Genomic DNA, 23,423 nt, shown 5'->3' with positions numbered 1-23,423 from the left:
GCGGTAGGTCAGCGGATTGTCGCGCTGTCGAGCAGGGCTTGCGCCACCGTCTGTTCGGTCGGCGTCGTCTTCCTGCGGGTGACGATGTAGAACGCATCGGCATGGCGGCGCGGAGTCCCGGTCAACCGCACCAATTGCCCGAGCCTGAGCTGCTCTTCGACGAAGCCGGCCCAGGCGAGCGCCGCGCCCCGGCCGGCTATTGCCTCATACATCATCGACAGATAGCTGGAGAATGTCGGGCCGGGCAGGCTCCGCGTAGTGCCGATCCAGGATCTCCAATTGTCGATCGCATCTTCGGGAGCCGCGAGATGCAGCAGCGGCACGTCGAGGAAGGCTGCCGGATCCTCCGACGCCAAAGCAGGGTGCCGTTCGAGGAAGCCCGGCGAGCAGACGGGAAACCACTCCCCGTCGAACAGCTTGCGGGCGGCGAGGCCAGGCCAAAGCTCGGGGCGACCGAAGCGTATCGAAATCCCGACTTCCGGCCGGCCGAAATCGTCGGGATTGCTGGAGGTCAGCAGCGTGACACGGCCATGCGTGACGAGCGAGGTCACAAGGTCGAAGCGCGGCATCAGCCAAGCCTGGACGAGGTCGTAGCCGCTGGCGATGACGAGGGAATCGCGATCGGCCTCCTGCAGGCGCGCGACGGCGTCGCGGATCGTGCCCAGCCCGTCTCGTATCGCCTCGGCCAGCGCAGCGCCGTTTTCGGTCAGCGAGACGCGATTGCCCTTGCGGGCCAAAAGGTCCAGCGCGAGCCGCTTTTCCAGATTGGCGATGTGGCGCGACACGGCCGATTGCGCAATGGCAAGCTCCTCGGCGGCGGCCGTCAGGTTGCCGCGTCGCGCGGTCGCTTCGAATGCGACCATCGCGTTGAGCAAGGGGAGCGAGGCTTTGAGCGTCTTCATCGAGGATAAGAGTATTCCATGACTTTTTGAGATGGAAGCCTGCCAAATCCATGGTTGATGAGTGCCGCAATTCGCTGCAACCCTGATCAAAAGGCATTAGCCAGCCGGGGAGCCCGCCATGTATGCAAACGACAAGATGTTGTCCGGCCTCGATCGCGCGCGCGTGGTCAGGCTGATTGACGAGCATCGCAAGGACTGGTCGCTGCAGCAGGCCTTCTACCTCGACCCGGACATTTTCGCGCTCGAGCGCGAATTGTGGTTCCCTCGCCAATGGGTCATCGTCGCCCATTTGAGCGAAGTGCCGGAGAAGGGCAGTTACGTCATCCGTCAATTGTTCGACGAGGAGATCATCGTCGCCCGTCATGGCGATGGCGAGGATGATATTGCCGCCTACTACAATGTCTGCACCCATCGCGGCTCGCGCCTGTGCGTCAAGGATGGCCGCGGCAAGCTGCTGGTCTGCCCCTATCATGCCTGGTCCTTCCGGCTGACCGGTGAGTTGCAGACCCGGCGCGACCTGCCCGAAGGCGTCGACGGCGACAGCCTCGGACTGCACAAGGTGCCGACGAAGGTGATGGGCGGTCTGGTGATATGCGGCCTCGATGCCTCCAGCCTGCCTGACATCGAACCGGCGGCGGCCGGGCTGGCGGATCTTTTGCGCGAGAACGGGGTCGCCAACGCGCGCATCGTTGCGCGCAAGAATTACCTGACCAAGGCGAACTGGAAGCTTGTGCTGGAGAATTTCCTCGAGTGCTACCACTGCCGCCCGGCTCATCCCGAATATTTCCGCGTCAACGGCCATGTGAAGGTGACCGCCATGCGCGACGACTACAACGCCGCCGAATGGAGGCAGGAGATCGACGCCTGGCACAGCGTCATCGGCGACGCCGAGTTCCATAAGGGCGTATGGGAGCCAGGCGACCTGGACACGATGCCCTACGCCATGCATCGCAAGCCGATCGGCTCGGGCCGCCTCACGCTTTCCGACGATGGCCAGCCGGTCTCGTGCCTGATGGGCGGGCGCGGCAAGTATGACGGCGGCGAGAATGGGTTCCGGATCGGCCGGCTTTCGTTCCTGAGCGCGCCCAACGACTATCTGACGATGTTCCAGATGATTCCGCGCAACGCCAACGAGACCGACGTGATCCTGACCTGGCTCGTCGACAAGGATGCCGATCCGGCCGCGGACGCCGACAAGATTTCATGGATGTGGGACGTGACGACCGTCCAGGACAAGAAGATCACGGAAGACAACGCCGAAGGGATTGCCTCGCGCGCCTATCGCCCCGGGCCTTATACGCCGCTGGAGTCGCAGACCGCCTTTTTCATAGACACCTATCTATCGCAGATGCGCACCCTGGTCACCGGCGAACGTAGGGAAGGGGACGAGGCTTGGGCTGCGCCGTCACAGCTCTATGCCTCGCCGCAAGCAGCCTGCAGGGCGCAAAAAAATGGCCAGGCCACATCCTAGATGTTGTGACCGCGATCCAAATGTGGGTTGTCGCCCCGCGATAATCGCTCACTGGCGGCAGGCCGACACGCGCGAACAATGGTCAGGAGCAGCCCTGTCGCCTTTATAGGCGTTTTCAGCCTGATCGTCGTTCCGTGATCCCTGCCGCACGTCTGCAAGCCACCCTCGATCTTACGCACGAAGTCGATAGCGTCGCGCGTCCCGCGGATGCTGTCGTCCCTGGTTTCGCGCCCGACGCTATATCGGCGACAAGGACCGTGGTCAGATTTTGGTGTCGCTCTATGTGCTTCTCCGGCATCAAGGACGGCTTGGTTGGTGGCTGGTCGAGCATGGGCGCGAGGATATGCCCCGCACCTGGCTGCTCGCATGGCTCACGCCGAAGGAAGGCAGGACGCCCGATCAGATCAAGCGCTTGTTCAATGGGGTGAAATTCGCGCCTGCCATCCTGATGGATCATGAGCACGCGCTGCTGGTCAAATTGCAGGGATGCACAATCGACCATCCCGGCATGCCGGAAGAGGTGCGCCTCGAGTGCCCGTCCTGGGCGGCCGATCCCCTACGGCGCCGTTTCAAGGAAGCGCATTCGTTCCAACCGAGCGCCGTCATCTCGGCGCGGTTCATCGACAGGAACGGCGCGCCCGTCCGGCATGAGGCCGGTGGCCGGTGGCGGAACGATTTCTTTTTGGGCGCTGGCTAGGGTTTCCATCCGCAACGTAGAGGACGCCGCCAAAGTGGATGGTTCGGTTCCCGAATATTACTCGCAGCTCCGGCCCGGCGCAGCTTGACTGCCGCCGGTCGGGATACGTCGTTGCAGCAGTCCGAGTCGCCAATGCCATGGCACAGGTCGACCACAAAGTTCTGAATGACTGCTTTGCGACCGTCGGTGTCGACTTTCTGGTCCTCCGAGGTCGATTCTGGGAGCGGCTGGCGGTAAATATTGGGATAGTTCGTGTGTTTGCCGCTTTTTATCTTCTATTCCTTCGCCGTAGGTAGACCAGACGCGCTCTGATCGCGGGCCGGAAAGGTCAACTCATGACGCAACGGCGACTGACGTCTGCCGACGCGTGGACGACAGGTTTGCGCCTCAATGTCAGTCGTAGAGATCGACTTCGTAGGTTTCTGAAAGCAGTTCTTGCCGGCAATTACTACGTGTCGTGGCAGCGGCCAAAACGGCCGGCCTCCTGACGCGGCGGTCAGGTTTTCGGCCCCCAACGCGCCGCTCGCCTCTGTGAACGGGGTCGATTTTGCACCTGGCTGCGACTGTGCTGCTAGCGCCGACTCGCGTCACGCGATGATGGCAGGCTTTTTCAACGTCTGGCTCGCGCCGGCTCCGTGTGCCGCGATCCGCTGAAGCTGCAATCCAGTCGCCGATCACCTACGGGCTTCTTCCGGCTGTCGCTGTGACGAGCGGGTCCGTCCGGCAACTCTTATCGGAGTCATCAATACCGGCATTCTTACAATGAATTGGCTGCATATGGAAAGACAACGAAAATAAACGAAAAGAATGACGACTGCGAGGAATGAATGGCGGCGGAAACGACAACAAAGGACATGCAATGGATACAGGCGATCCGCGTTGACAGCCTGCCCGTCGGCGACGCGACGCGCATAGAGCACGCCGGGGCGTGCATCGCAATCTTCAATCTCGGCGGCAGATTTTACGCGACAGCTGGCGTCTGCACCCATGCACACGCATTTCTTTCCGAGGGCTACATCGATGGCCAGACGATTGAGTGCCCGCTGCATCAGGGACTGTTCCATATCCCGACCGGCATGCCGCTTTCGCCGCCCGTGACCGAGCGACTGAAGACTTACGAAACCAAGGTGGCGGACGGCTACGTCCACATCCTGGTGGGAGGAGGAGACTAGCACTGACTTCTTCGGGACATATCCCGAGCTGAAACCAAAATATGGGAGGAAACCTAATGCTGAAACTATCACGCCGTTATCTCTTGAAGACGGCTGCGACACTGACCGTGCTTGCTGCCGCCCCGCTGGCAATCGCTCCGGCGGCCGCTGAGGAGTCGGTCCATTCCATCATCAACGCGCTCATCAAAAAGTATTCCGGCGAGGCGAAGGCCGGAATGTCGAATGGTGACGTGAGAGCGCTGTTCGAGAAAGATGGCTTTCGCGACTACCTCGACGTCTACCCTGTGGGCGAGCTCGCCGGCGGGTTCGTATGGAAGCCGGGCATGGGTGCGAGTTTTGTCGGCCCCTACAGCAAGCTTCAAATCAAGTCGCCTTTCACCGACTATCTGCCGCTTGCGGAAGGTCCGGTGCTGGATCACAACAAGAAGTACCGCATAGGGCTGGTCTTTCACGGCTTCAACCACCCTTGGCTGATCAGCCTCGCCGACACCGCCGCTTGGGAGGCCAAACGCCATCCCAACATCGAGCTCGAGGTGATTGACGCCGAGTTCGACGACAACAAGATGGGCCAGGTCATCGATACCTGGATCGCCAAGCAGTATGACGGCATCGTGCTTTGGCCTAACCGCGAAGCACCGATGGGGCCACCGGTCGATCGCGCCATCGCGGCTGGCATCCCGGTGGTGAGCCTCGATCGCCGCACTTCGTCCGAGCAGATCAGCTCGGAGGTGCTTGGCAACTTCTATGCCAACGGTCTGCAGCAAGGTCTCTATCTCAAGCATGCTGCACCCGAGGGCAACATCATCTTCAATCGAAAGGATCTCGGCAGCACGGCGGACTCCATCCGCACCGGCGCCTTCCTGGAGGCGATCGGCAACACACCTGGCTACAAGGTGCTCGCCAACTATCACACCAACAGCCAGCGCACGCTGGCCTTCAAGTCGACGGCGGATGCGCTGCAGGCCTTCCAAGACATCTCGGTGTCGTTCAACACCGGCGGCGAGGAAGCCATGGGTGCACTCGACGCGATCCGCGAGGCAAACCGGCTGAACAGCGCCCCGGGCGGGAAGAAGATGATGATCCTCGCCAATGACGATGCCCGTGAGGTGCTGAAGGAAATCAAGGCCGGCAACATCGAGATGGTGTCGCCCTACACACCGCTGATCGGCGACATCGGCATCCGCGCCGTTGTCATGCATATCGGCGCCAAGGCAGGCCTCAACGAAGCGCCGCCGAAGCTCATCATGACGCCCAACCTGCCGATGATCACCAAGGAGAAGATGAACATTGAGGGCATCGAGACGCTGACACCGGACGAGTGGCCTTATGCCTACGGTCCGGCAGTCGCGGGCTGATCGCCAGCTCCCATGCGCCTGCCGGATTCTCTGGTGAGGACCGGCAGGCGTTGAACGAACAGGCAGGCGAGCACGTCATGACCATGAGTACTCTTGAAACCAAGGTCGCCTCACAGGCGCGGCCTTCCGACGCCTTGCGGCACCTAGGCGTTGGCGAGATGAGCCGCGTCGCGGTGTTGATCGCCCTGCTTATTGCGGGGCAGGCGATCACACCGTCCTTTCTGTCCCTCGCCAACATCCATGTCATACTTCTCGCCGTGGCCGCGATCGGCATCATGGCCTACGGAATGACACTAGTGGTGATCACCGGAGAGATCGACTTGTCTATCGCCGGGGTCGCAATACTATCCTGCGTCGCCGGCGGGCTACTGATCCCGACCGGCTCCGCAGTGCTCGTCATCGGCACCACTTTGTTGACGGGGCTGGCCATCGGCCTGGTCAACGGCATTCTCGTCGCAGCATTGGGCATTCCTTCGCTGATAACCACGCTCGGCATGCTCGGCATCACCCGCGCGCTCGCCAACATCTTCTCAGGCGGTCAGGCGCTCTATCCCGAACCGATCGCCGCCTATCTCTGGCTCGGCCGCGGCGACCTTGTCGGCGTTCCGCTGCCGATCGTGCTGCTCGTAGTGCTTTGCGCAGCTGCGATCGCGCTCACCAAATATTCGATCTTCGGACGCGCACTTTACGCGACCGGCGGCAACGTCAAAGCAGCCGCTTTGTCCGGCATCAATGTTGTCGGCGTGCGCACCGCCGTGTTCGCGATTTCCGGCATCTGTGCTGCGCTTGCCGGCATGCTTGAAAGCGCCAGGCTGTCCTACATCAATCCGGCCGGCTTCGAAGGCATGGAGCTTTCGGTTTTGGCGGTCACCGTGCTGGGAGGCGCGGCGCTGTCCGGCGGCTCGGGCTCGATAACCGGTACGGTTGTGGCCGCCCTGATCATCGGCATCGTCAACAATCTTCTCAATCAGCTCGGTGTCAGCATCTATCTGCAGCAGGTCGTGACCGCGGCAGTCATCCTCGCCGTCGTGATACCTGGCATGTGGCAGCGGGGGATCGCGAAATGAGCGTCCTGGAACTCTCCACCCCGCGCGTCGCGCCCTTGCTGCAGGGGGCGCTGCGTGATCCCATCATCTGGCTGATCCTGCTGATCTTCGCTGTCGGCGCGCTAACCTCCGAGTATTACCTCACCGCGCTCAACATCGAGAACCTCATGCGCAGCATCGCTGTCATCGGCCTGTTGTCACTCGGCATGACGGTGGTGCTGCTCACCGGCCGCATCGATCTGTCGGTCGCGGCGCTGATGATCTTTTCGGTCATTGTCGGCGTGGTCGTCATGGCCGAGATCGGCCCAATGCTGGGAAGCCGTTGGCTGGTGCGCGGCAACACCTATGCCGGCCCGATCGTCCCGGTCATTTTGATCGCGCTGACGACGGGCATCGCGGTCGGCGCGCTCAACGGCATTGGCGTGGCGTATTTCAAGGTCGCGTCCTTCATCATGACGCTGGTGTCGCTGACGGCCTTGCGCGGCTTCAATTACGTACTCACCAATGGCCACCCCTATTATCTCAAGGCACCGCTCTACAGCTGGATCGGCGATAGCAAGATAGTCGGCATCCCGGTCAGTTTCGTTATCTTCCTTCTCGTTCTTCTTGCTCTCATGGGCTTCGTAAATGGCAGCATGCGGGGCGGCCGCTTCTACGCTATAGGCGGCAACGAAAAAGCCGCGCTCTATGCCGGCGTCAAGACGCAGCGCTACGTGGTCCTGGCCTATGCCATCAGCGGATTGTGCGCCGCCCTTGCCGGCATCATCTTCACCGCACGGCTGAAGTCGGTCGATGCGCCGCTCGCTGCCGGTTATGAATTGACTGCCATTGCCATTGCTGTCATCGGCGGCACGGCGCTGGCTGGAGGCATCGGATCGCCTTGGCGTACGCTGCTGGGCAGCATTGCGTTTGCCGCCGGCCTCAACCTGCTCGCCATCTGGGGCGTCGGGACCTGGTACCAGAACCTCGCCATTGGCGTTGTTCTCATCCTATCGGTCGGCTTGTCGAAGATGAGCCGCAAGAAAACACAAGCATAGGCACTCTGGGAGGAGCGATTTATGGGCGGACATCTCACGCTCGGCATCGATATCGGCACGACCAACGTGAAGGCCGCGGTTCTGGACACCAATACCGGCAAGGTGGTGGCATCAGGCTCGCAGGAACATCCTCTGTTTCACCCGTTTCCCGGCTGGGCCGAACAGGATGCGTCGAATTACTGGGGCGCCGTGGTCTCGTCCGTAAGGCAATGTCTGGAGCAGGGCCGCTTCGCCGACGATATCGCGGCCGTGGCGCTTTCGGGCCTTGTCGGCGTAACGCTGCCCGTCAGCGATCAGGGTAAGCCGTTGCGTCAGGCCATGATCTGGATGGACTCCCGCTCCGAGGAAGAGTGCGAAGACATCCGCCGCAGCGTCGGCGAGGCGACCATCAACAAGAACAACGGCAACCGTATCGCGCCCTGGTTCATCGATCCCAAGGCGCTGTGGATCAAAAAGCACGAGCCGCACATCTTCAACGCCACGCACAAGTTCCTGTCGCCTTCCGGCTATTGCACCTACCGGATGTGCGGGAACTTCACGATGAACACCGGCGATGCCGGGCTCGCTTACGCTTACGAATATCGCGAGGAGCGCTGGAACGAGTCGGTCGCCAGGGCGATCGGCATTCCGCTGGAGAAGCTGCCGCGGCTCTACCAGTCCCATGAAGTGGTGGGCGAGGTGACCAGGCAGGCGGCCGAGGAGACGGGGCTGCGTCCCGGCACCATAGTGGCCGCAGGCGGCACCGACATCAGTTCGGCAGCCCTTGGCGTTGGCGTCACCAAAGCCGGTGAGGCCTACTACTCCATGGGCACGGGTTCCAACCTCGGCATCATGATCCCGACCGGGCAGAACGTCGAGGAATACCGCATCCTGAAATGGCCGCACGTGCTGCCCGGCCTGACCATGTTCGATGGCCCGATGGCCTTTACCGGCGCGTCGTTGAAATGGTTCCGCGATCAGTTCGGCGATGCCGAATTCCGCCTGGCCGAGCGCATGGGCCACAATGTCTTCGACCTTTTCACCGAGCAGGCGAAGCGCGTGCCGGCTTGTTCCGACGGCCTGCTTTATCTGCCATACCTTGGCAACACGCTGTCGCCCAATTGGAACAGCAATGCCTGCGGCAACTTCTTCGGCGTGCGTCCAACGACGACACGGGCGCATTTCATCCGGGCGCTGATCGAGGGCGTCGCCTTCGACCTTTATTCCAACGTCCGCACCGCCAACGCGGCCGGCGTCAAGGTCGATGGTTTGATCCTGAACGGAGGTCCGACGAAGAGCCGGTTCTGGAACCAGATCACCGCCAGCGTGGTGAACCTGCCGTTGAAGACGCCAGACATCGGCGAGGCCGCTCCGATCGGTGATGCTGTCCTGGCCGGCGTCGCAGCCGGGATCTACAAATCGCCAACCGAGCCTCTTGAAAGCATCGTCCGCATCAAGGAGACGATCGACCCCGATCCGAAACTGCACGAGCGTTACCAGGATTTCTTCGAAGTCTGGTCGTCGGTCTATCAGAACCTGCGCGGAGACATGGATCGCCATCGCGCGCTTCTCAACAAGTATCATTCGGCTTGATCGCAATGAGCGCCCCACTGCTCGAGGTCCAATCGATCCGCAAGACATATCCTGGTGTCATTGCACTCTCCGACGTGACCTTCGATCTGAAGGCCGGCGAAGTTCATGCCCTGGTCGGCGAGAACGGCGCCGGCAAGTCGACGCTGCTGTCGGTCATGAATGGTCTCGTCGCGCCCGACAGCGGCGAAATCAGGATCGACGGGCAGCCCGTGGTTCTCAACGATCCCACGGTGGCGCTCGCCAACCGGCTGGCGCTGGTCCACCAGGAATTGGTGCTATGTCCGAACCTGAGCGTCGCCGAGAACATCTTTCTCGGCCGTGAACCGGCCGGTCGTCTCGGCAAGACACGCGCTATGCTCAACCGCATGGCGAAGGACCTGCTCGATGAAATTCATGTCAACCTTGATCCTTCGCGGGCAGTCGGCGAACTCAGCCTCAACGAGCAGCAGATCGTCGAGATATGCCGCGCCTTGGCGAGCCGTCCGCGTGTCCTCGTCTTCGACGAGCCGACCGCCTCGCTGAACGATGACCAGGTCGTGCATCTGCTTGCCATCATTCGCAAGCTGAAGGCCAACGGTCTCGGCATCGTCTACGTCTCGCACCGGTTGAGCGAGGTGATGCAGATTTCGGATCGCGTCACCGTGCTCCGCGACGGCCATGTCGTCGCCACTCGGGACATAGCCGGCTTGAACGAGGCTGCTCTTGTCGCGTTGATGGTCGGGCGTGAACACAAGCCGGGCCAGTCCGCCTACAAGGAGAGGCGCTGTGGCGACGTCGCGCTGGAGGCGAAGGGGATCGGCAAGGCCGGGGTCTTCGAGGATATTTGCCTGCAGGTGCGGGCCGGCGAGATCCTCGGCATCGCCGGATTGCTGGGCTGCCAGCGCGAGGCTGTCGTGCGCGCGATCTTCGGCGACCAGTCTATCGATCGCGGCGAGATCCGTGTTCAGGGACGCAAGGTGCAACTGCGCTCTCCGCGTGACGCCATCGCCTTCGGCATCGGCTTCATGCCCGCCGATCGCAAAGGTGAGGGCCTCGTCCTGCCGATGAGCGTCGGCGACAATATCGCAATGACGATCCTGCGCCGACTCGGCCGCCTCGGCTTCATGAAACGCCGGCAAAAAAACGCGACGGCCAACGGCCTGGTGCGCACATTGGCAATCAAGACCAACGGCCTGGCGCAACTGGCGTCGCAACTCTCTGGCGGGAACCAGCAGAAGATCGTCATCGGCAAATGGATCGCACGCGGCGGCGACATCGTGATCGCCGAGGACCCGACCCGCGGCGTCGATGTGGGCGCCAAGTTCGAGATATGGCGCGCCATCCAGGACCTGGCGGAACAGGGCAAGGCAATCCTGCTGCTGACCACTGAGTTGCAGGAGATGATGGATGCCTGCGACCGCATCCTCGTCATGAGCCGCGGTCGAGTGACCGGACATTTTCACCGCAAGGACTTCTCCGCGGAAGCAATCGCGCATTGCTTCGTGGCCTAGCGCCGAAGCGATAACGCCATAGGAACAATGAATTTTTCTTCGATGTCGCGACCCGTTAGACCTGTCGCGACAATGCGCAATCTGAAGGAGGATCGGCATGCAAGGCGATAATTCCGCGAGCTATGCTGGGATCGGTGGCATCGGCAGCAAGATATGGCCGCTGACGGGACCGGAGATCATTTCACGCGACAAGCTGAAGACGCTTCGCACGCGGTCCAATGGACCGGGGCTGATCAGATTGGCGGTCCATCTTACGGCCCTGGCCCTCGGCGTGCTCGCCGTCTACCTCTCGGGTGGAACACCGTGGTTGCTGATACCTTCGATGCTCGCTTACGGCATCGTCGTCGTGCTGCTGTTCGCGCCCTTGCATGAATGCTCGCACGGCACCGCTTTCCATTCGCGATGGATCAACCACGCCGTCGGTTTCGCGGTCGCCGCCTTCACCTTCCGTCCCTTTCTCTACTTCAAATACAGGCATGCCGCCCACCATACGTTCACCCAGCACGAGGACCATGATCCGGATATCGTGCCGTTCCCGACATCGCTTCGCGACTATTTCGGGCAGATAGTCGGCCTCTCCTTCTGGCCGAAGCTGGTCGGTACGCTGTGGCGCGGCACGACCGGGCGCTTCACCGAGGAAGAGCGTGAGTTCCTGCCGGAATCGGTCTGGAAGCAGGTGATGCTGGAGATTCGGCTGCTCGTCCTCTTCTATGTCGCCGTCGCCGCCGTCTCGATCTATTTCGGCAGCACGATCGCGCTGGTCTATTGGCTGCTGCCCCGGGTGATGGGCGAGCCGGTGCTGCGCGCCATCCGCATGGCCGAGCACACCGGCGCCGAGGAAAGTCCGAACCTGCTTGCCAATACCAGGACCACGCTCGCGAACCCGTTGCTCAGGATGCTCTACTGGAACATGCCGTTCCATGCGGAGCACCACCTCGCTTCCTCTGTGCCGTTTCATGCGCTGGGCCGGCTTCATGACGAGGTCTCGCCGCATCTTCAATGTGTCAGCAAGAGCTACTTCCAGGTGCATCGCGAGATCATCCGCGAGGTGCTGCGCAGTGGCCGCGCCACGCCTGCCGGGCAGGGGGCCTGAACGGCGTGGCAGGCCCAGGGAGGACGACTGGGGTTGTGATCGTCGGCGCAGGACACGCCGGCGGTCGCGTCGCAGAAAGGTTGCGGCACGGCGGCTTTGTCGGGCCGATCGACGTGGCCGGGGTCGAAACGGAGCTGCCCTACGAGCGGCCGCCTTTGTCCAAGGGCGTGCTGACGTCGGCCGGCGTCCCGGCAAATGCCTATCTGCTATCGCCGGCACGGTGGAACGAGATCGGCGTCCGGTTCCATCTGGGCGCTGAGGCGATCGGCATCGACCGGCGAGAGAAGATCGTGGCTCTCTCTAACGGCCGCAGCCTCTCCTACCGGAAACTGGTTTTGACCACGGGATTGTCGCCCCGCAGGATCCGATCGCTTGAGCCTGTCGCGGCACGCACCTTCTATCTTCGCTCGTTCTCGGATGCGCTCGCGCTACGCGGCCGCATCGTGGCTGGCGCTCGGTTGGTGCTTGTCGGGGCGGGGCTGATTGGCCTGGAGGTCGCCGCAAGCGCGGTCAAACTCGGCGCGGCGGTGACGGTTCTGGAAGCCGCCGGGCGCCCGTTGAGCCGACTGCTTCCGCCTTATCTTTCACAATGGCTCGCCGATCTCCATGAACGGGCAGGCGTACGCATTCTCTGTGGTCGGCAAGTCGTTTCGTCCGAGACGCTGGACGCCGCAGGGCACCTCCATCTCGATGACGGATCGATGCTGGAGGCCGACCTTGTCGTTGTGGGCATCGGCGGCACGCCGAACGACCGGATTGCCGGCGAAGCAGACCTGCATGTCGACAACGGCATTGTCGTCAATGAATTTGGGCAGACCAGCGATCCCGACATATTCGCAGCGGGCGATGTCGCGGCTCATGAGAACCATTTCTTCGGTCAGCGCTGGCGGTTGGAGTCGTGGAAGAATGCGGAAGACCAAGCGGCCGTCGTTGCGTCATATCTGTGCGGCAGTCCATCCCCTTACAGCGAGGTGCCCTGGTTTTGGACGGATCAATACGACCTCAACTTACAAGTGGCAGGGATGCCAGGCATCGGAGAGCCGGCGTATGAACGCGGCAAACCGGGCGATCGTGCCTATCTCGCATATTTTACGGCGGGCGACCGGCTGGTCGGCGCGGTCGGGGTCGGATGCGGCCGCGACATCCGCATCGCGCGCGAGATGATCAAGGCCGGCGCAAGGCCAGACGACGCCGAACTCATTCACAAGGGCTTTGCGCGCTTCGGCGATGAACTCGGCAGGCAGGCGTCATGATCCGTTCACGCGCCGCGATCTGCTTCGAGATCCACAAGCCGCTAGCGATAGCAGAAGTGCAGGTTGCGCCGCCCGGTCACGGCGAAGCGCTCGTAGAGATCGTCGCCTCGGGCCTTTGTCACACGGACCTCACCGCGCTCGATGGCGTCAACGCGACCAGCGTCTATCCTCTCATTCCCGGACATGAGGGCGCAGGGCGAGTGGTCGAGGTGGGCGATGGAGTCTACGATCTCAAGCCGGGCGACCATGTCATTCCGCTCTATGGCCCGGAATGCAGGCATTGCCGCATGTGCAGGAGCGGGCGGACCAATCTTTGCTGGACCATCAAGCCGACGCGCGACAAGGGCGTCATGCCGGATGGAACTTCGCGCTTCTCGATCGGATCGCGGCCGGTGCACCATTTCATGGGCACCTCGACGCTTTCCCGCTATACGGTCGTCCCTGAAATTGCACTGGCGAAGATCCGCAAGGATGCGCCGCTGGACAAGGTCTGCCTGTTCGGCTGCGGCGTCACCACGGGCGTCGGCGCGGCGCTGGCCGAGGTCCGCGAGGGCGACGCTGTTGCCGTCTTTGGGCTGGGCGGCATTGGCATCAATGTTGTGCAGGGGGCGCGGCTTGCCGGCGCCGCAAGGATCATCGGCATCGACCTGACGCACAGCAAGTCCGAACTCGCGCGCTCCTACGGCATGACCGACTTTGTCGATGCGTCACGCGAGGACGCCAAAGTCGTGCAGGCGGTTCGCGATCTCACTGACGGCGGCGTCGATGTCGCATTCGAATGTACGGGCATCGTGCCGGTCATGCGGCAGGCCTTCGACTGCTCCCAGCCGGCCTGGGGCGCCGCTGTGTTGCTCGGTGTCGAGCCGCCCGGCGCCGAAATGGGATTCCCGCCGGTTGGCGTCCGCTATGGCCGCACGATCCGCGGCAGCTATTTCGGTGGCGTCAAAGGACGCAGCGGGCTGAGCAAGCTGATTGATTGTTACATGGACGGCCGGCTCGATCTGGATCGGCAGATCACACACAACCTGGCGCTCAGTGAGGTCAATCGCGGCTTCGACCTGATGCGAGCGGGAGAGTCGGTGCGCAGCATCGTTCTCTTCGAATGAATGGCGCGAATTCCAACAAGGAACATGGCTATGTCTTCCGCGACCGTCATCCGGAAAGAACGGACGTCTATAGACGTTTCGACGAGACGAGCGCCGCTGCCCGCAGCTCACTGACATGCCGGCGCAACGTCGCCTATGGCGCGCATCCGCGTGAAGTGTTCGACCTGTTTGCGGCTGGCGCGGGTGCGCCGCTGGTGGTTTTCGTACATGGCGGCTACTGGCAGAGCCTCGACAAGGACCGTTATTCCTTTGTCGCCTCGGCGCTCGTTCGCCGCGGCTTCTCCGTGGCGCTGCCAAACTATCCGCTGGCGCCTGAGACCCGTATCGACGCGATCGTTGCACGCGTCGGGGCCTGCGTGCGGGCGATTTTGCGAACCCTTGCAGCGCCCCCGGCTTTCTGGATCGCGAGCGGCCATTCCGCCGGCGGTCATCTTGCTGCCACACTCGCGATGAGAAGCCTCACGGCAGGCGCGCCGCTGGCGGGCTGCGTTCCGATCAGCGGCATCTTCGATGTCGAGCCGCTGGCAGAGACGTCACTCAACGCGGCGCTTGGGCTCGATCGCGAGCGGGCCGCAAGGATCAGCCCGATCCGCTGGCCGGTGCCGCGTTGTAGGCTGGCAGCGATCGTCGGCACAGACGAGACCCAGGAGTTCCGCGAGCAGTCCCAGCGGTTCTCTTCCTATTGGAGCTGCTCGGGCCAGCAAGCCGAACTGGTTCCGATGCGCGGAAAAAACCACTATACGATATTGTGCGATCTGTTGGAGGAACGCTCGGAAATCGCTGAAGAAATCGTGCGGATGGCCGAGGCCTTTCGCAGGGAGACAAGCCGTGGGCGGCACTAACAAGCTTCATTTCGTCAATTTCAGCCAGCTGCGCTCCTTCTATGCGGTGGGTCGCGAGCTTAGCTTCACAAAGGCAGCCGATCTGCTCTGCATCGGCCAACCGACCGTGACCACCCAGGTCAAAGCGCTTGAAGAGACTTATGACGTTCAGCTCTTCTTGCGATCGCCGCGCGGCCTGAAGCTGACGGATGCGGGAGAAGCGCTTCTGACCGTGGCGCGCCAGATATTCTCGCTGGAGGAGCAGGCCGTCGGCATACTGCGCGCCGAGGGCAATCAGATTTCGGGCAAGTTGCGCGTCGGCACGGTGGGTCCGTTCTTCGTCATGGAACTTCTCTCCGCGTTCCATGCTCAATACCCCTTGGTACAAGTCTCGCTCGAAAGCGGCAATTCCGACGTCGTCTATAACAAGCTCATGAATTACGAGGTGGATGTCGCCATCATCGGCCGGGACTACGACGACCCGCGTCTTGATCTCGTTCAGCTTGGCCGCCATGAGGTCATCATCTTCGTCCACCGCAACCATCCGTGGGCAGGCCGGCAGCAGATCGATCTTGAGGAACTCGACGGGCAGCGGATGATTTTTCGCGAACCCGGTTCGATGACGCGTCGGGCGTTGGAGGAGATGCTGGAATTGCATCGGATCCGACCAAACGTGGTCATGGAGATCCCGCGCGATGGTGTTCGGGAAGCGGTCGCGGCAGGCTTGGGTGCCGGCATTGTGTCAAAGACCGAGTTCCAGCTCGACGACCGGTTGACGCCATTGTCGATCGCAGATCACAAGCCATTCACCGAATCTTTCGCAACGTGCCTGAAGGCACGTCAAGAACTTCGTCCAATCGGGGCCTTCATGAAGCTTGTGACGGAAGTTTCAAATCTGAAGTTCAACCAGATGGCTGCCGCCGTCCTCTGCAAGGAATGACCCTCAACCAGAGGCGCTAGGATCACAGATCCTTCAGGCTATAGGCGGAAGTGGCGACGTGGCTGGAAGGCCAAGTCCACAATGGATCGGGTCGCGGAATTAGTCGCCCGGATTTCATGTGCCGAATGGGTTCTGTCGCAACTCGAGGCTAGGGTCACATGGGAGCTTTGTACGCCCCGCTCAAGCGGCGAGGATGTTCGAATTGCTCAGTGATTGATAGGCTTGGATTGAAGGCAAATTCGCGCGTCGTTTACGCATCATGTGAACCGCCTCGATACGGGAAAGAATGGCCTCGGCGCTTATATCTGACATCTCGCGCACCTCGGAAAGCCCAGCCTGCTTTCCGATGGTGACACAGGATCGCAGGCCGGACCATACACTATTTGAGGGACCATTGCGGTTGGGATAGTGCTCCGCAGGGCGTGAACCGCAAGGTCGCGTCAAAGCTGGTTCTAACCGTACACAAAGTCCGCCTAGTCTAGCACCCGCGCCTAAGGTACTGCGCCCGACAACATTAGAACGATGCCGACCGCTATCATTAGTAGGCCTACAGCACCGTCGCAGAAGATTCCAGGCAGGAATTCCGACGCTCCGAAATACCAGTATCCATGGCCGCCCCTTTTTGCAGAACTTGACGCACACAACCTCAGAACGGGCCATTCGTGAGACCTCCCTCTGGCTGTTTCGATACCAACAGGATGTCCAATACCAACGGAAATACCACCCCTGCGCTCCGTTGGACCAAATACGCCGAAATTCCGAGAAACGCGCCTGCCCGCGCCCTCTCGTCCGAAAAGATGAGCAATTTCAGTGCGTTGCAGAAACCCAAGCGTAGGAGCTTCGGCGAAAGGGAATGTCGAGAGAAGAGGGGATGGTGCCCAGAGGCGGAAAAGGCAGAGCGCTGGAAAAACCGAACAGAATCAATGGTCAAGCCGACCCATTTGGCGCGTCCTGTGTAACACCGATGTGGTGTAAAGTCGAGCCGCAACGAACTTATGTATAAATTCCGTAGAACGAGTTCGCTTTCGGTTCTAGCCTCGAAAGGCAAAGCCAATTGTCTGCGCGGCTGGCTAAGCTAGACATACCAAGACCTGTACCTTGCTTGGGAGCGTTATCTAGTCACTTGACTGTTCGTCTCGTCTGGTGCAGGGTGCAAACACGGAGCCGCCACGGGCAGCTTGCGTAGATCCTGACAGATACCGAGAACGTCATTGGCGAACCCCTATCGGCTCGCTTGGTGGCTGTTGCTCGGCAACTACGAAACTTCACCAGCGGTGAGGTCAGGGATGCTGCGCGAGGTTTTCATTGAAACAGCAATCACATCCTGGCCCACCACTAACAGGGACTGAGAGGATGTCGATAGTGCAGAACCGTATCAAAACTCCGAATGTGGCGGAAATCGCATTGGAGGTCTTCTTCATCGGAACGGATGTGGAGGACATCGGATGATAATCCCCTTTCCAATAAAAAAGGAACTGCCAAAAAACGGACTAGATTTAATTGAGACAGAATCTCGCCTCATGAGGCTCTTGTTAGACCGCCTGCTAAAGTCGCAGCCAGACGTGTTCATTTTCGAGTCAGCCTTCAGCGACGTTGCACGAATGATGTCCGACGTTAAGTCAGGAAAACCGTATAGACCTCCGTTCGAGTCAAGCATTATGCTTGTGCGTTCCATGTGTTGCGAAGACGGCGATTTGGTTCGTTGCGGGCGACGTCTCCTCGACTTTTACGGGATGGTGCATCACGTTTCTGATCTCAGCAAACGCCCCCTACCAGTGGTCAAGTTGGTACAGATCGCAACTATCGCGTTGGGAGTCGAAAATGGCCTCACGTTCACGAGAATTATCGAGGAGTCGGGCGAGCCAACAGAGGTCATGCTCATCACCAGTGAAGCGGCGTTTGAAGCAAAGTATAGCGCTTCGGTCCGGGTGATTGTTCACGCTCCGCTTTCGACGAAGCGCGGCCGTAAACGGCATTTGAGCAGCGCGCGGTAGGTTCGGAAAACGTTCGCGATAGGTGCCGGGTACACTCCGGCACCTATCAATAAAGAGCTCCTATAACCACTGCCAAACTGCACCAGCGCGTCTGCGCCCAACCATTCTAACGCGGCGCAGCGCCAACAGCTCTGCGAGTGGGAAAAGCAACCTGTGGTTGACTTAGGCATAAATTCCTGATACCTTGATTGCGGCGAGCTGCGTTGGTTGATGCGGCTAGGCCAGTACTTAACAGGAGCTTGAAAATGCCTTTGACAGACCGACCCGGCGCCTTGTGTCGGCAGCCAGCACAGCACATCAAAGGGGGCCTTCCGGTCCCCTTCTTCTTTTTTGGAGGCAGGCCATGAACGTCGCCTCTGAAACCACACCCTCGCTGATCGTCTTCGGGAGGGACGAGACCCGCAAGCCACATGCGTCCAAATTTCTATTGGCTGACGTTGAAGCGGCCGAGGGCGCAGCGAAGCTGATGGGAATGCACTCGCACCGGATCGAACCCGGAGAAGCTGCCGACATCGTCATGCGGCTGCCTCTGGGCAAGCTGTTCGACAGCGGCAAGGCGTTTGTGCCGTTCGTCAGGGGCGAGGTCTATACCCGAATTGCAGCCCTAGCAGGCGTAGCTGACGAGCCGCGCCGAGCCTCGACCGGCACCGATGACCCTGAAACCGCCGAAAACGCTTCAGCGGGCTCGCCTGAGGCCGTGGCGGGCCATGGCAATGGCGGCCAACCGGCCGGTTCGGGCGATGGTGGCGGTTCACCTGACCCGTGGGGCAAGCTCGCGGTCGGCGACATCGTGCTCGCGTCGGAAGGCCCCGACGAGGGATATTTTGAGGCCCGCATCACCAAGGCCAAGGCAAAGGGGATCTTCACCCTGAAGTTCCGCGATTACCCGGACTCCCCGTCGATCGATCGCAGCTACTACCAACTCGGCCTGATCCACCCCCGGCAACTGTCCAAGAGATAGTTCAGCCTCGGAACGGGCTGGGAGTGTCCCGGCCCGTCACCCTTCAAGCAATCCAGCCAAGGAAGCACACATGACCTGCTCACAAGAGCGCGTCGATCGAGCCAGTGCGGCCGATCGGAGGACGCGCATTCGAACCCTCAACGACCAACTACGCAAGACTGGCGTCGGCGGCCGCATGGTGATGACCGCTGGCGTGGCTGCACTGCGCGCGTATGACATCGCCGCCATCCTGCTGGCCATCACTAAGTTCGACGCCTTCGACCAAGACAACGACCCATGGGGCGAGCATGACTGCGCCCTCCTGCAAGTCGGCGATCGGCAGCTGTTCTTTAAGATCGATTGCTATGACCGTTCGCTGGCCAACCTCTCTCCTGACCCGACCGACCCCGCCGTCACGATCCGCGTCATGACGGTTATGCTGCCGGAGGAGTACTGATGTTATCCGCCGCTCAGGGCACAGGGGCACAGGTGCCACTTGGTCTAGCCTGCTTTCGGCTTTCTGCCCGACTTCAGGGAAGGAGGTTCCTGCGCGCCTTCGGGAGGCTCGGTCAGAAGAACCGCTGGGGCAACGCCAAGCGCGTTCGCCAACGCCGCCAAGGTATCGGTGGTCACGTTTTCCGAGCCGCGCTCAACACGACCGACATACGCGCGGTCGATCTCGGCAGCCAGCGCCAGTCGCTCTTGCGACATGCCGCGCTCAACGCGGTGCTTGCGGAGGTTCCAGCCAATAATCTTGCGCATGTTCATTGTGCGCAAGAAGGCAGTACAAACGGCTTGACAATCGACGGACTGATAGTCCCCTATTTCGACTTAAGGGGATTGCACGATTCATGTGCATGTTTGGGGGGAATGAAATGAAAATCGCTGTTGGAATTATCGGAATGCTGCTTGGGCTGATTTCGATGTTGCAGTCCTGTGCTGTGGCCACCGGCGGCAGCATCACGGCTAATCACGACCTTGCGGGAGCCGGGTCGGTTGGTGTCTTGGTCGGGTTGCTGTTTTTCGTCGGCGGAGCTTTTGCGTTTGGCCTGCCGCTGGTCTCCGCGATCATTTTCGTAGTCGGCAGCCTGTTTGCCTTCATTGCCGCCAGCAGCTTCACCGACATGAAGATTTGGGCCTTCGCCGACCTGATCCTCGCCGCCATGTCGTTCTTCGCTTGGAGAAGCGCGCGGCATGGCCGAGCCGCATCGGGTTCAACGGAGGTCAAAGCCAAATGAACCTGCGTGAGCGAGCAAGCATGGCGTATCGCTCTTGGGCGCTTTGCGTGGCCGTGGCCACGCTGCTTTGGGTAGGTTCTGCCGCGGCTGCTTCAATTCCTTGCAGTCAGGTATCGGATGGCTATTGGCACGGCACCCCTGCACTCGAACTGTTCAGCGTCGAGGATCTAGACGCGATGCTCGGTTCGGTTCGCATCTGTAAACCTGGAACCTTCGGCATCACCGAGGAATCTTTGGACCGTTTTGTCTCGTCACTGAAAGAAGCTCGGGCGCAATCAGCGGCAAGGGAGTTGATGGGCTACAAGCAAGAACTCGTCGGGATGATGGAACCCGCTCGAGCGCTTCCCATCGCACCGACGTCCACTGCCGCGCTGCAAGATATGAAGGTGAGACTATCTATCATTCGAAACGACTCAGCCGAGGCCTTCGCTTCCGACGAATGGAGGGAAGTGGACAGCGTCGTTGACGACAAGCTGAACGCTATTCAAACCGCTCAGACTCAGCAGACTCCGTCGGAGGATTCGACAAATGCTGCGACGGAAGACGACACCGAGCAACCTAATACGAATGCATCGTCGTTCCGCGGCATTCGACTGGGGATGACCGAGGCACAGCTGTTGCAAGCGTTAGACCATTCGTTCGCCCTTAAAAGCCAAATTCCGACACCTAAGGCTTTGGGGGTACGAACTGACGGCGGGCCGAACGTGCTCGACGCCGCTCCGGGCTCGCTCTTCATAATGAAAGATCAACAGATATGCGGAACTGTCGCTTTTCAAAACGGACGGGCTGACCGTTTCGATCTCGATCAATGCTTTTTCGACATCGCAGGCATAGTGGCCCTGCAGGATTTCGCGCAGCAACTGGTTGACAACTACGGGCTCGAAAACGGCATGGAGGCCCGGTCGGAACTGCGAAGCCAAGGCTCCACTCAATTTGAGTTCGTTTGGTACGTTGGCGTCAAACAGTCGGCTGCCGAACGGTTTACAGCCTCCGCCAGCGCGTTTAACGGAAGCTTAAACCTTACAGTCGAGCGAGTTCCCCAAATCAAATTCAACTGACAGCATCACACAGCGGACAAACGACGGTCGATGCCATGGCTACGGCAAGCCGGGACCAGCCGTTTGTCACTTGCTGAGTATTTTGGATGGCTCGTCATCTTAGGCTGAATTCATGGCCGGTCCTGCCGTCGGAGACGCGAAACTAGTGCTCCTGTAGCCCGTGGGGAGTGACCCTTCCGCTCACGCCTTCTACCGCTTTTAAGGCGTGGTCGGCTTCAGTCTCTTGGGTAGAAACAATCTCTTTGCCAACCGAGCCGCTTCGCCTCTGCCACGGCAGTTCCATTAGAAGGCAGAGGCTTTCAGAACTGACATCCAGAGGAGGCGGTACATGCAATTTTGCTAAAATTATCGGAACCGATTATCCCGGGGAGGTTTGAATTCGGGTCTAAGGAGTCCTGAGTGCATGGTTAAACCGAAGGGGCAACTCGCCTTCATCGAGTTCCAATCACCGACCCTAGTCGAGAAGGCTCCTGATGGCGGCGAATGGCTCCATGAAATCAAGTACGACGGATATCGAACCGAGATTGTCATTGAGGGTGGGCAGGCTCGCGCCTTTACACGCCGGGGCTACGACTGGTCCCACCGCTACAAGCGCATCATTCAGGCGGCTGCGAACCTCCCGATCAAATCCGGAATCCTCGATGGCGAAGCGGTCGTCCTCGGCAAAACTGGCTTGCCGGACTTCCAAGCTCTCGAGCGAGAGCTGGGGAACCCGAACTCGCCGAAGCTCAGGTTCTTTGCGTTCGATCTTTTGCATCTCAACGGCCGCGATCTTCGAAAACAGCCGCTCACAGAACGCAAGGCCATGCTGCAAGGCCTGCTCAAAGACACGGCTCCAATGTTGACCTATGCCGAGCATCTGGAGGTAACCGGCAAGGACGTGTTCGATCATGCTTGCCGAATGGGCTTGGAGGGCGTCGTATCCAAGCGAGCCGATGCCCCATATCGCTCAGGACGGCAAACAAGCTGGCTCAAGATCAAATGCATTAAGAGCGATACGTTCCCGATCGTCGCGTTCGTTGAAAAGCTCGGCGCGCAGCCGCGCCGCATTGCTTCCCTGTATATCGGCAGATGGGAAGGCGACCGGCTGCTTTACGCGGGAAAGGCGCAAAGCGGCTATACGCTGGAAGCAGCCCGGCGCGTTCGGGAGCGGCTTGATTCCCTGATCATAGACAAGTCACCCTTGTCGGAACCTATCAAGAAACCGAAGGCGACTTGGGTCAAACCAGAAGTCCTGACCGAGGTGCAATTCAGCGGGGTGACGGATCGCGGCATACTGCGCGAGGCGGTATTCAAGGGATTACGCGAGGATCTCCAAATCATTCCGGCCAAGCCGCCATCGCCCTCCAAGCGAAGGGTGGAAGGCCAACATGGCGTTCCTCGTGAGAACATTTTGCAGCTTCTGCCCGAAGCTGTTGCGCCTTCTAAGGAGGAATTGGCGAGCTATTGGCGACGGGTGGCCGATCGAGCGTTGGTCCATCTAGGTCGCCGACCATTAAAGCTGGTTCGCCATGCCTACGGGGCCACCTTCTACCACAAGGGGCCGCTGCCTCCGATCCCACCTTCCGTGCACCAGCTGCGGGTCCAAAAGCGCGAGGGTGGCGAAGGTGTTCGGGTCTGGATAGATGATCTCGATGGTTTGCTTGGCTTGGTGGAAATGGACGCCGTCGAGCTTCATCCATGGAACGCAACTATCGACGACATCGAACACGCCGACCAGCTCGTCCTCGACCTCGATCCCGGCGAGGAAGTGCCATGGGACGCGGTGATTGAGGCCGCGCTGTCGCTGCGTGGCATCCTGGAAGCAGCTGGCTTGGAGAGCTGGCCGAAGGTCACCGGCGGTAAGGGCATCCACCTCGTGGCTCCGCTGGGTTCAGGTCTGACCCATGACCGCGCGCGGCAACTAGCCAGATCGCTCGCTCAATGCCTCGTTGACGCCGATCCTGAGCGATACCTGCTGGCAGCCGACCCGGCAGCGCGGAGAGGCCGCATCTTCCTAGACTACCTCCGAAATGGCCGGGGCAATACCGCCGTCGGTGCGCTCTCGCCACGAGCGCGGCCCGGCTTTCCTATTGCCCATCCTGTCACATGGACGCAGATCGAGCGAGGAATCCAGCCGGACGCCTTCACCATTAACCACCCATTCAGGGCTGCTGTTCGAAAGGCGGCCTGAGCGGGAAGCCTCAGAGAGCAGGGCAAATGGGCGTCATGCCCTTACGCGTTCACGGTAGCGGGCTT

At 60.6% G+C, this 23,423-nt stretch carries 20 protein-coding genes; 18 read left to right on the top strand and 2 right to left on the bottom strand.

Annotated features, from left to right (window positions below; all coding sequences use genetic code 11):
* Positions 1 to 8: 8 nt before the first annotated feature.
* Positions 9 to 902 carry a LysR family transcriptional regulator gene (locus tag FJ417_RS00390; RefSeq protein WP_140782083.1) on the bottom strand — a complete coding sequence of 298 codons (894 nt, stop codon included), beginning with the start codon at positions 900 to 902 and terminating at the stop codon, positions 9 to 11.
* Between the two features lie 118 nt (positions 903 to 1,020).
* On the opposite strand from FJ417_RS00390, the gene FJ417_RS00385 reads away from it, so the two are divergent.
* The 15 genes from FJ417_RS00385 (at position 1,021) to FJ417_RS00315 (ending at position 19,346) form a co-directional block, all read left to right on the top strand.
* Positions 1,021 to 2,373: an aromatic ring-hydroxylating dioxygenase subunit alpha gene (locus tag FJ417_RS00385; protein WP_140782082.1), complete on the top strand. Its 1,353-nt coding sequence runs from the start codon at positions 1,021 to 1,023 to the stop codon at positions 2,371 to 2,373.
* Positions 2,374 to 2,716: 343 nt separating this feature from the next.
* The gene (locus tag FJ417_RS00380; protein WP_140782081.1) at positions 2,717 to 3,070 is read left to right on the top strand and encodes a hypothetical protein; all 354 of its coding nucleotides are present in this window, start codon (positions 2,717 to 2,719) and stop codon (positions 3,068 to 3,070) included.
* Positions 3,071 to 3,897: 827 nt separating this feature from the next.
* Entirely contained in the window at positions 3,898 to 4,242 is a 345-nt protein-coding gene (locus FJ417_RS00375) for a non-heme iron oxygenase ferredoxin subunit (RefSeq protein WP_210239411.1), read from the top strand.
* Between the two features lie 56 nt (positions 4,243 to 4,298).
* On the top strand, positions 4,299 to 5,597 hold the full coding sequence (locus FJ417_RS00370; RefSeq protein ID WP_181182544.1) for a sugar ABC transporter substrate-binding protein: 1,299 nt from the start codon (positions 4,299 to 4,301) through the stop codon (positions 5,595 to 5,597).
* Positions 5,598 to 5,674: 77 nt separating this feature from the next.
* Positions 5,675 to 6,664 (top strand): ABC transporter permease, encoded by a 990-nt coding sequence (locus tag FJ417_RS00365; RefSeq protein WP_140782079.1) that lies wholly within the window; start codon positions 5,675 to 5,677, stop codon positions 6,662 to 6,664.
* Positions 6,661 to 7,680 (top strand): ABC transporter permease, encoded by a 1,020-nt coding sequence (locus tag FJ417_RS00360; protein ID WP_140706116.1) that lies wholly within the window; start codon positions 6,661 to 6,663, stop codon positions 7,678 to 7,680. Before FJ417_RS00365 ends, FJ417_RS00360 begins: the two co-directional genes overlap by 4 nt.
* A gap of 21 nt (positions 7,681 to 7,701) precedes the next feature.
* Positions 7,702 to 9,252: an FGGY family carbohydrate kinase gene (locus tag FJ417_RS00355; RefSeq protein WP_140706114.1), complete on the top strand. Its 1,551-nt coding sequence runs from the start codon at positions 7,702 to 7,704 to the stop codon at positions 9,250 to 9,252.
* Between the two features lie 5 nt (positions 9,253 to 9,257).
* A complete protein-coding gene (locus FJ417_RS00350) occupies positions 9,258 to 10,742 on the top strand; it encodes a sugar ABC transporter ATP-binding protein (protein ID WP_140782078.1) in 1,485 nt (494 codons plus the stop codon).
* Between the two features lie 97 nt (positions 10,743 to 10,839).
* A complete protein-coding gene (locus tag FJ417_RS00345) occupies positions 10,840 to 11,835 on the top strand; it encodes a fatty acid desaturase (protein ID WP_140659196.1) in 996 nt (331 codons plus the stop codon).
* A gap of 35 nt (positions 11,836 to 11,870) precedes the next feature.
* On the top strand, positions 11,871 to 13,088 hold the full coding sequence (locus tag FJ417_RS00340) for an FAD-dependent oxidoreductase (protein WP_181183120.1): 1,218 nt from the start codon (positions 11,871 to 11,873) through the stop codon (positions 13,086 to 13,088).
* Entirely contained in the window at positions 13,088 to 14,194 is a 1,107-nt protein-coding gene (locus FJ417_RS00335) for a zinc-binding dehydrogenase (protein ID WP_181183130.1), read from the top strand. The genes FJ417_RS00340 and FJ417_RS00335 overlap by 1 nt, the downstream gene beginning before the upstream one ends.
* Before the next feature lie 155 nt (positions 14,195 to 14,349).
* Positions 14,350 to 15,036, top strand: a complete 687-nt coding sequence (locus FJ417_RS00330; protein ID WP_181183119.1) for an alpha/beta hydrolase — start codon at positions 14,350 to 14,352, stop codon at positions 15,034 to 15,036.
* Positions 15,023 to 15,955: a LysR substrate-binding domain-containing protein gene (locus FJ417_RS00325; protein WP_181182202.1), complete on the top strand. Its 933-nt coding sequence runs from the start codon at positions 15,023 to 15,025 to the stop codon at positions 15,953 to 15,955. The genes FJ417_RS00330 and FJ417_RS00325 overlap by 14 nt, the downstream gene beginning before the upstream one ends.
* A 2,337-nt stretch (positions 15,956 to 18,292) precedes the next feature.
* Positions 18,293 to 18,910 (top strand): hypothetical protein, encoded by a 618-nt coding sequence (locus FJ417_RS00320; RefSeq protein WP_140782073.1) that lies wholly within the window; start codon positions 18,293 to 18,295, stop codon positions 18,908 to 18,910.
* Positions 18,911 to 18,980: 70 nt separating this feature from the next.
* Positions 18,981 to 19,346 (top strand): DUF3768 domain-containing protein, encoded by a 366-nt coding sequence (locus tag FJ417_RS00315; RefSeq protein WP_140782072.1) that lies wholly within the window; start codon positions 18,981 to 18,983, stop codon positions 19,344 to 19,346.
* Between the two features lie 44 nt (positions 19,347 to 19,390).
* On the opposite strand, the gene FJ417_RS00310 is transcribed toward FJ417_RS00315, so the two are convergent.
* Positions 19,391 to 19,657 carry a helix-turn-helix transcriptional regulator gene (locus FJ417_RS00310; RefSeq protein WP_140782071.1) on the bottom strand — a complete coding sequence of 89 codons (267 nt, stop codon included), beginning with the start codon at positions 19,655 to 19,657 and terminating at the stop codon, positions 19,391 to 19,393.
* Positions 19,658 to 19,764: 107 nt separating this feature from the next.
* On the opposite strand from FJ417_RS00310, the gene FJ417_RS00305 reads away from it, so the two are divergent.
* The 3 genes from FJ417_RS00305 (at position 19,765) to ligD (ending at position 23,358) form a co-directional block, all read left to right on the top strand.
* Entirely contained in the window at positions 19,765 to 20,127 is a 363-nt protein-coding gene (locus FJ417_RS00305) for a hypothetical protein (protein WP_140782070.1), read from the top strand.
* Positions 20,124 to 21,185, top strand: coding sequence for a hypothetical protein (locus FJ417_RS00300; RefSeq protein WP_140782069.1), 1,062 nt, complete (start codon positions 20,124 to 20,126; stop codon positions 21,183 to 21,185). The genes FJ417_RS00305 and FJ417_RS00300 overlap by 4 nt, the downstream gene beginning before the upstream one ends.
* A 403-nt stretch (positions 21,186 to 21,588) precedes the next feature.
* Positions 21,589 to 23,358 (top strand): DNA ligase D, encoded by a 1,770-nt coding sequence (gene ligD, locus FJ417_RS00295; RefSeq protein ID WP_140782068.1) that lies wholly within the window; start codon positions 21,589 to 21,591, stop codon positions 23,356 to 23,358.
* The last annotated feature ends 65 nt before the right edge of the window (positions 23,359 to 23,423 follow it).

It is taken from the genome of Mesorhizobium sp. B3-1-7 (genome assembly GCF_006439385.1).
Lineage (GTDB): Bacteria > Pseudomonadota > Alphaproteobacteria > Rhizobiales > Rhizobiaceae > Mesorhizobium.
Note: the sequence above shows the minus strand (reverse complement) of the source record. Positions and strands in the feature narration are given on the sequence as shown.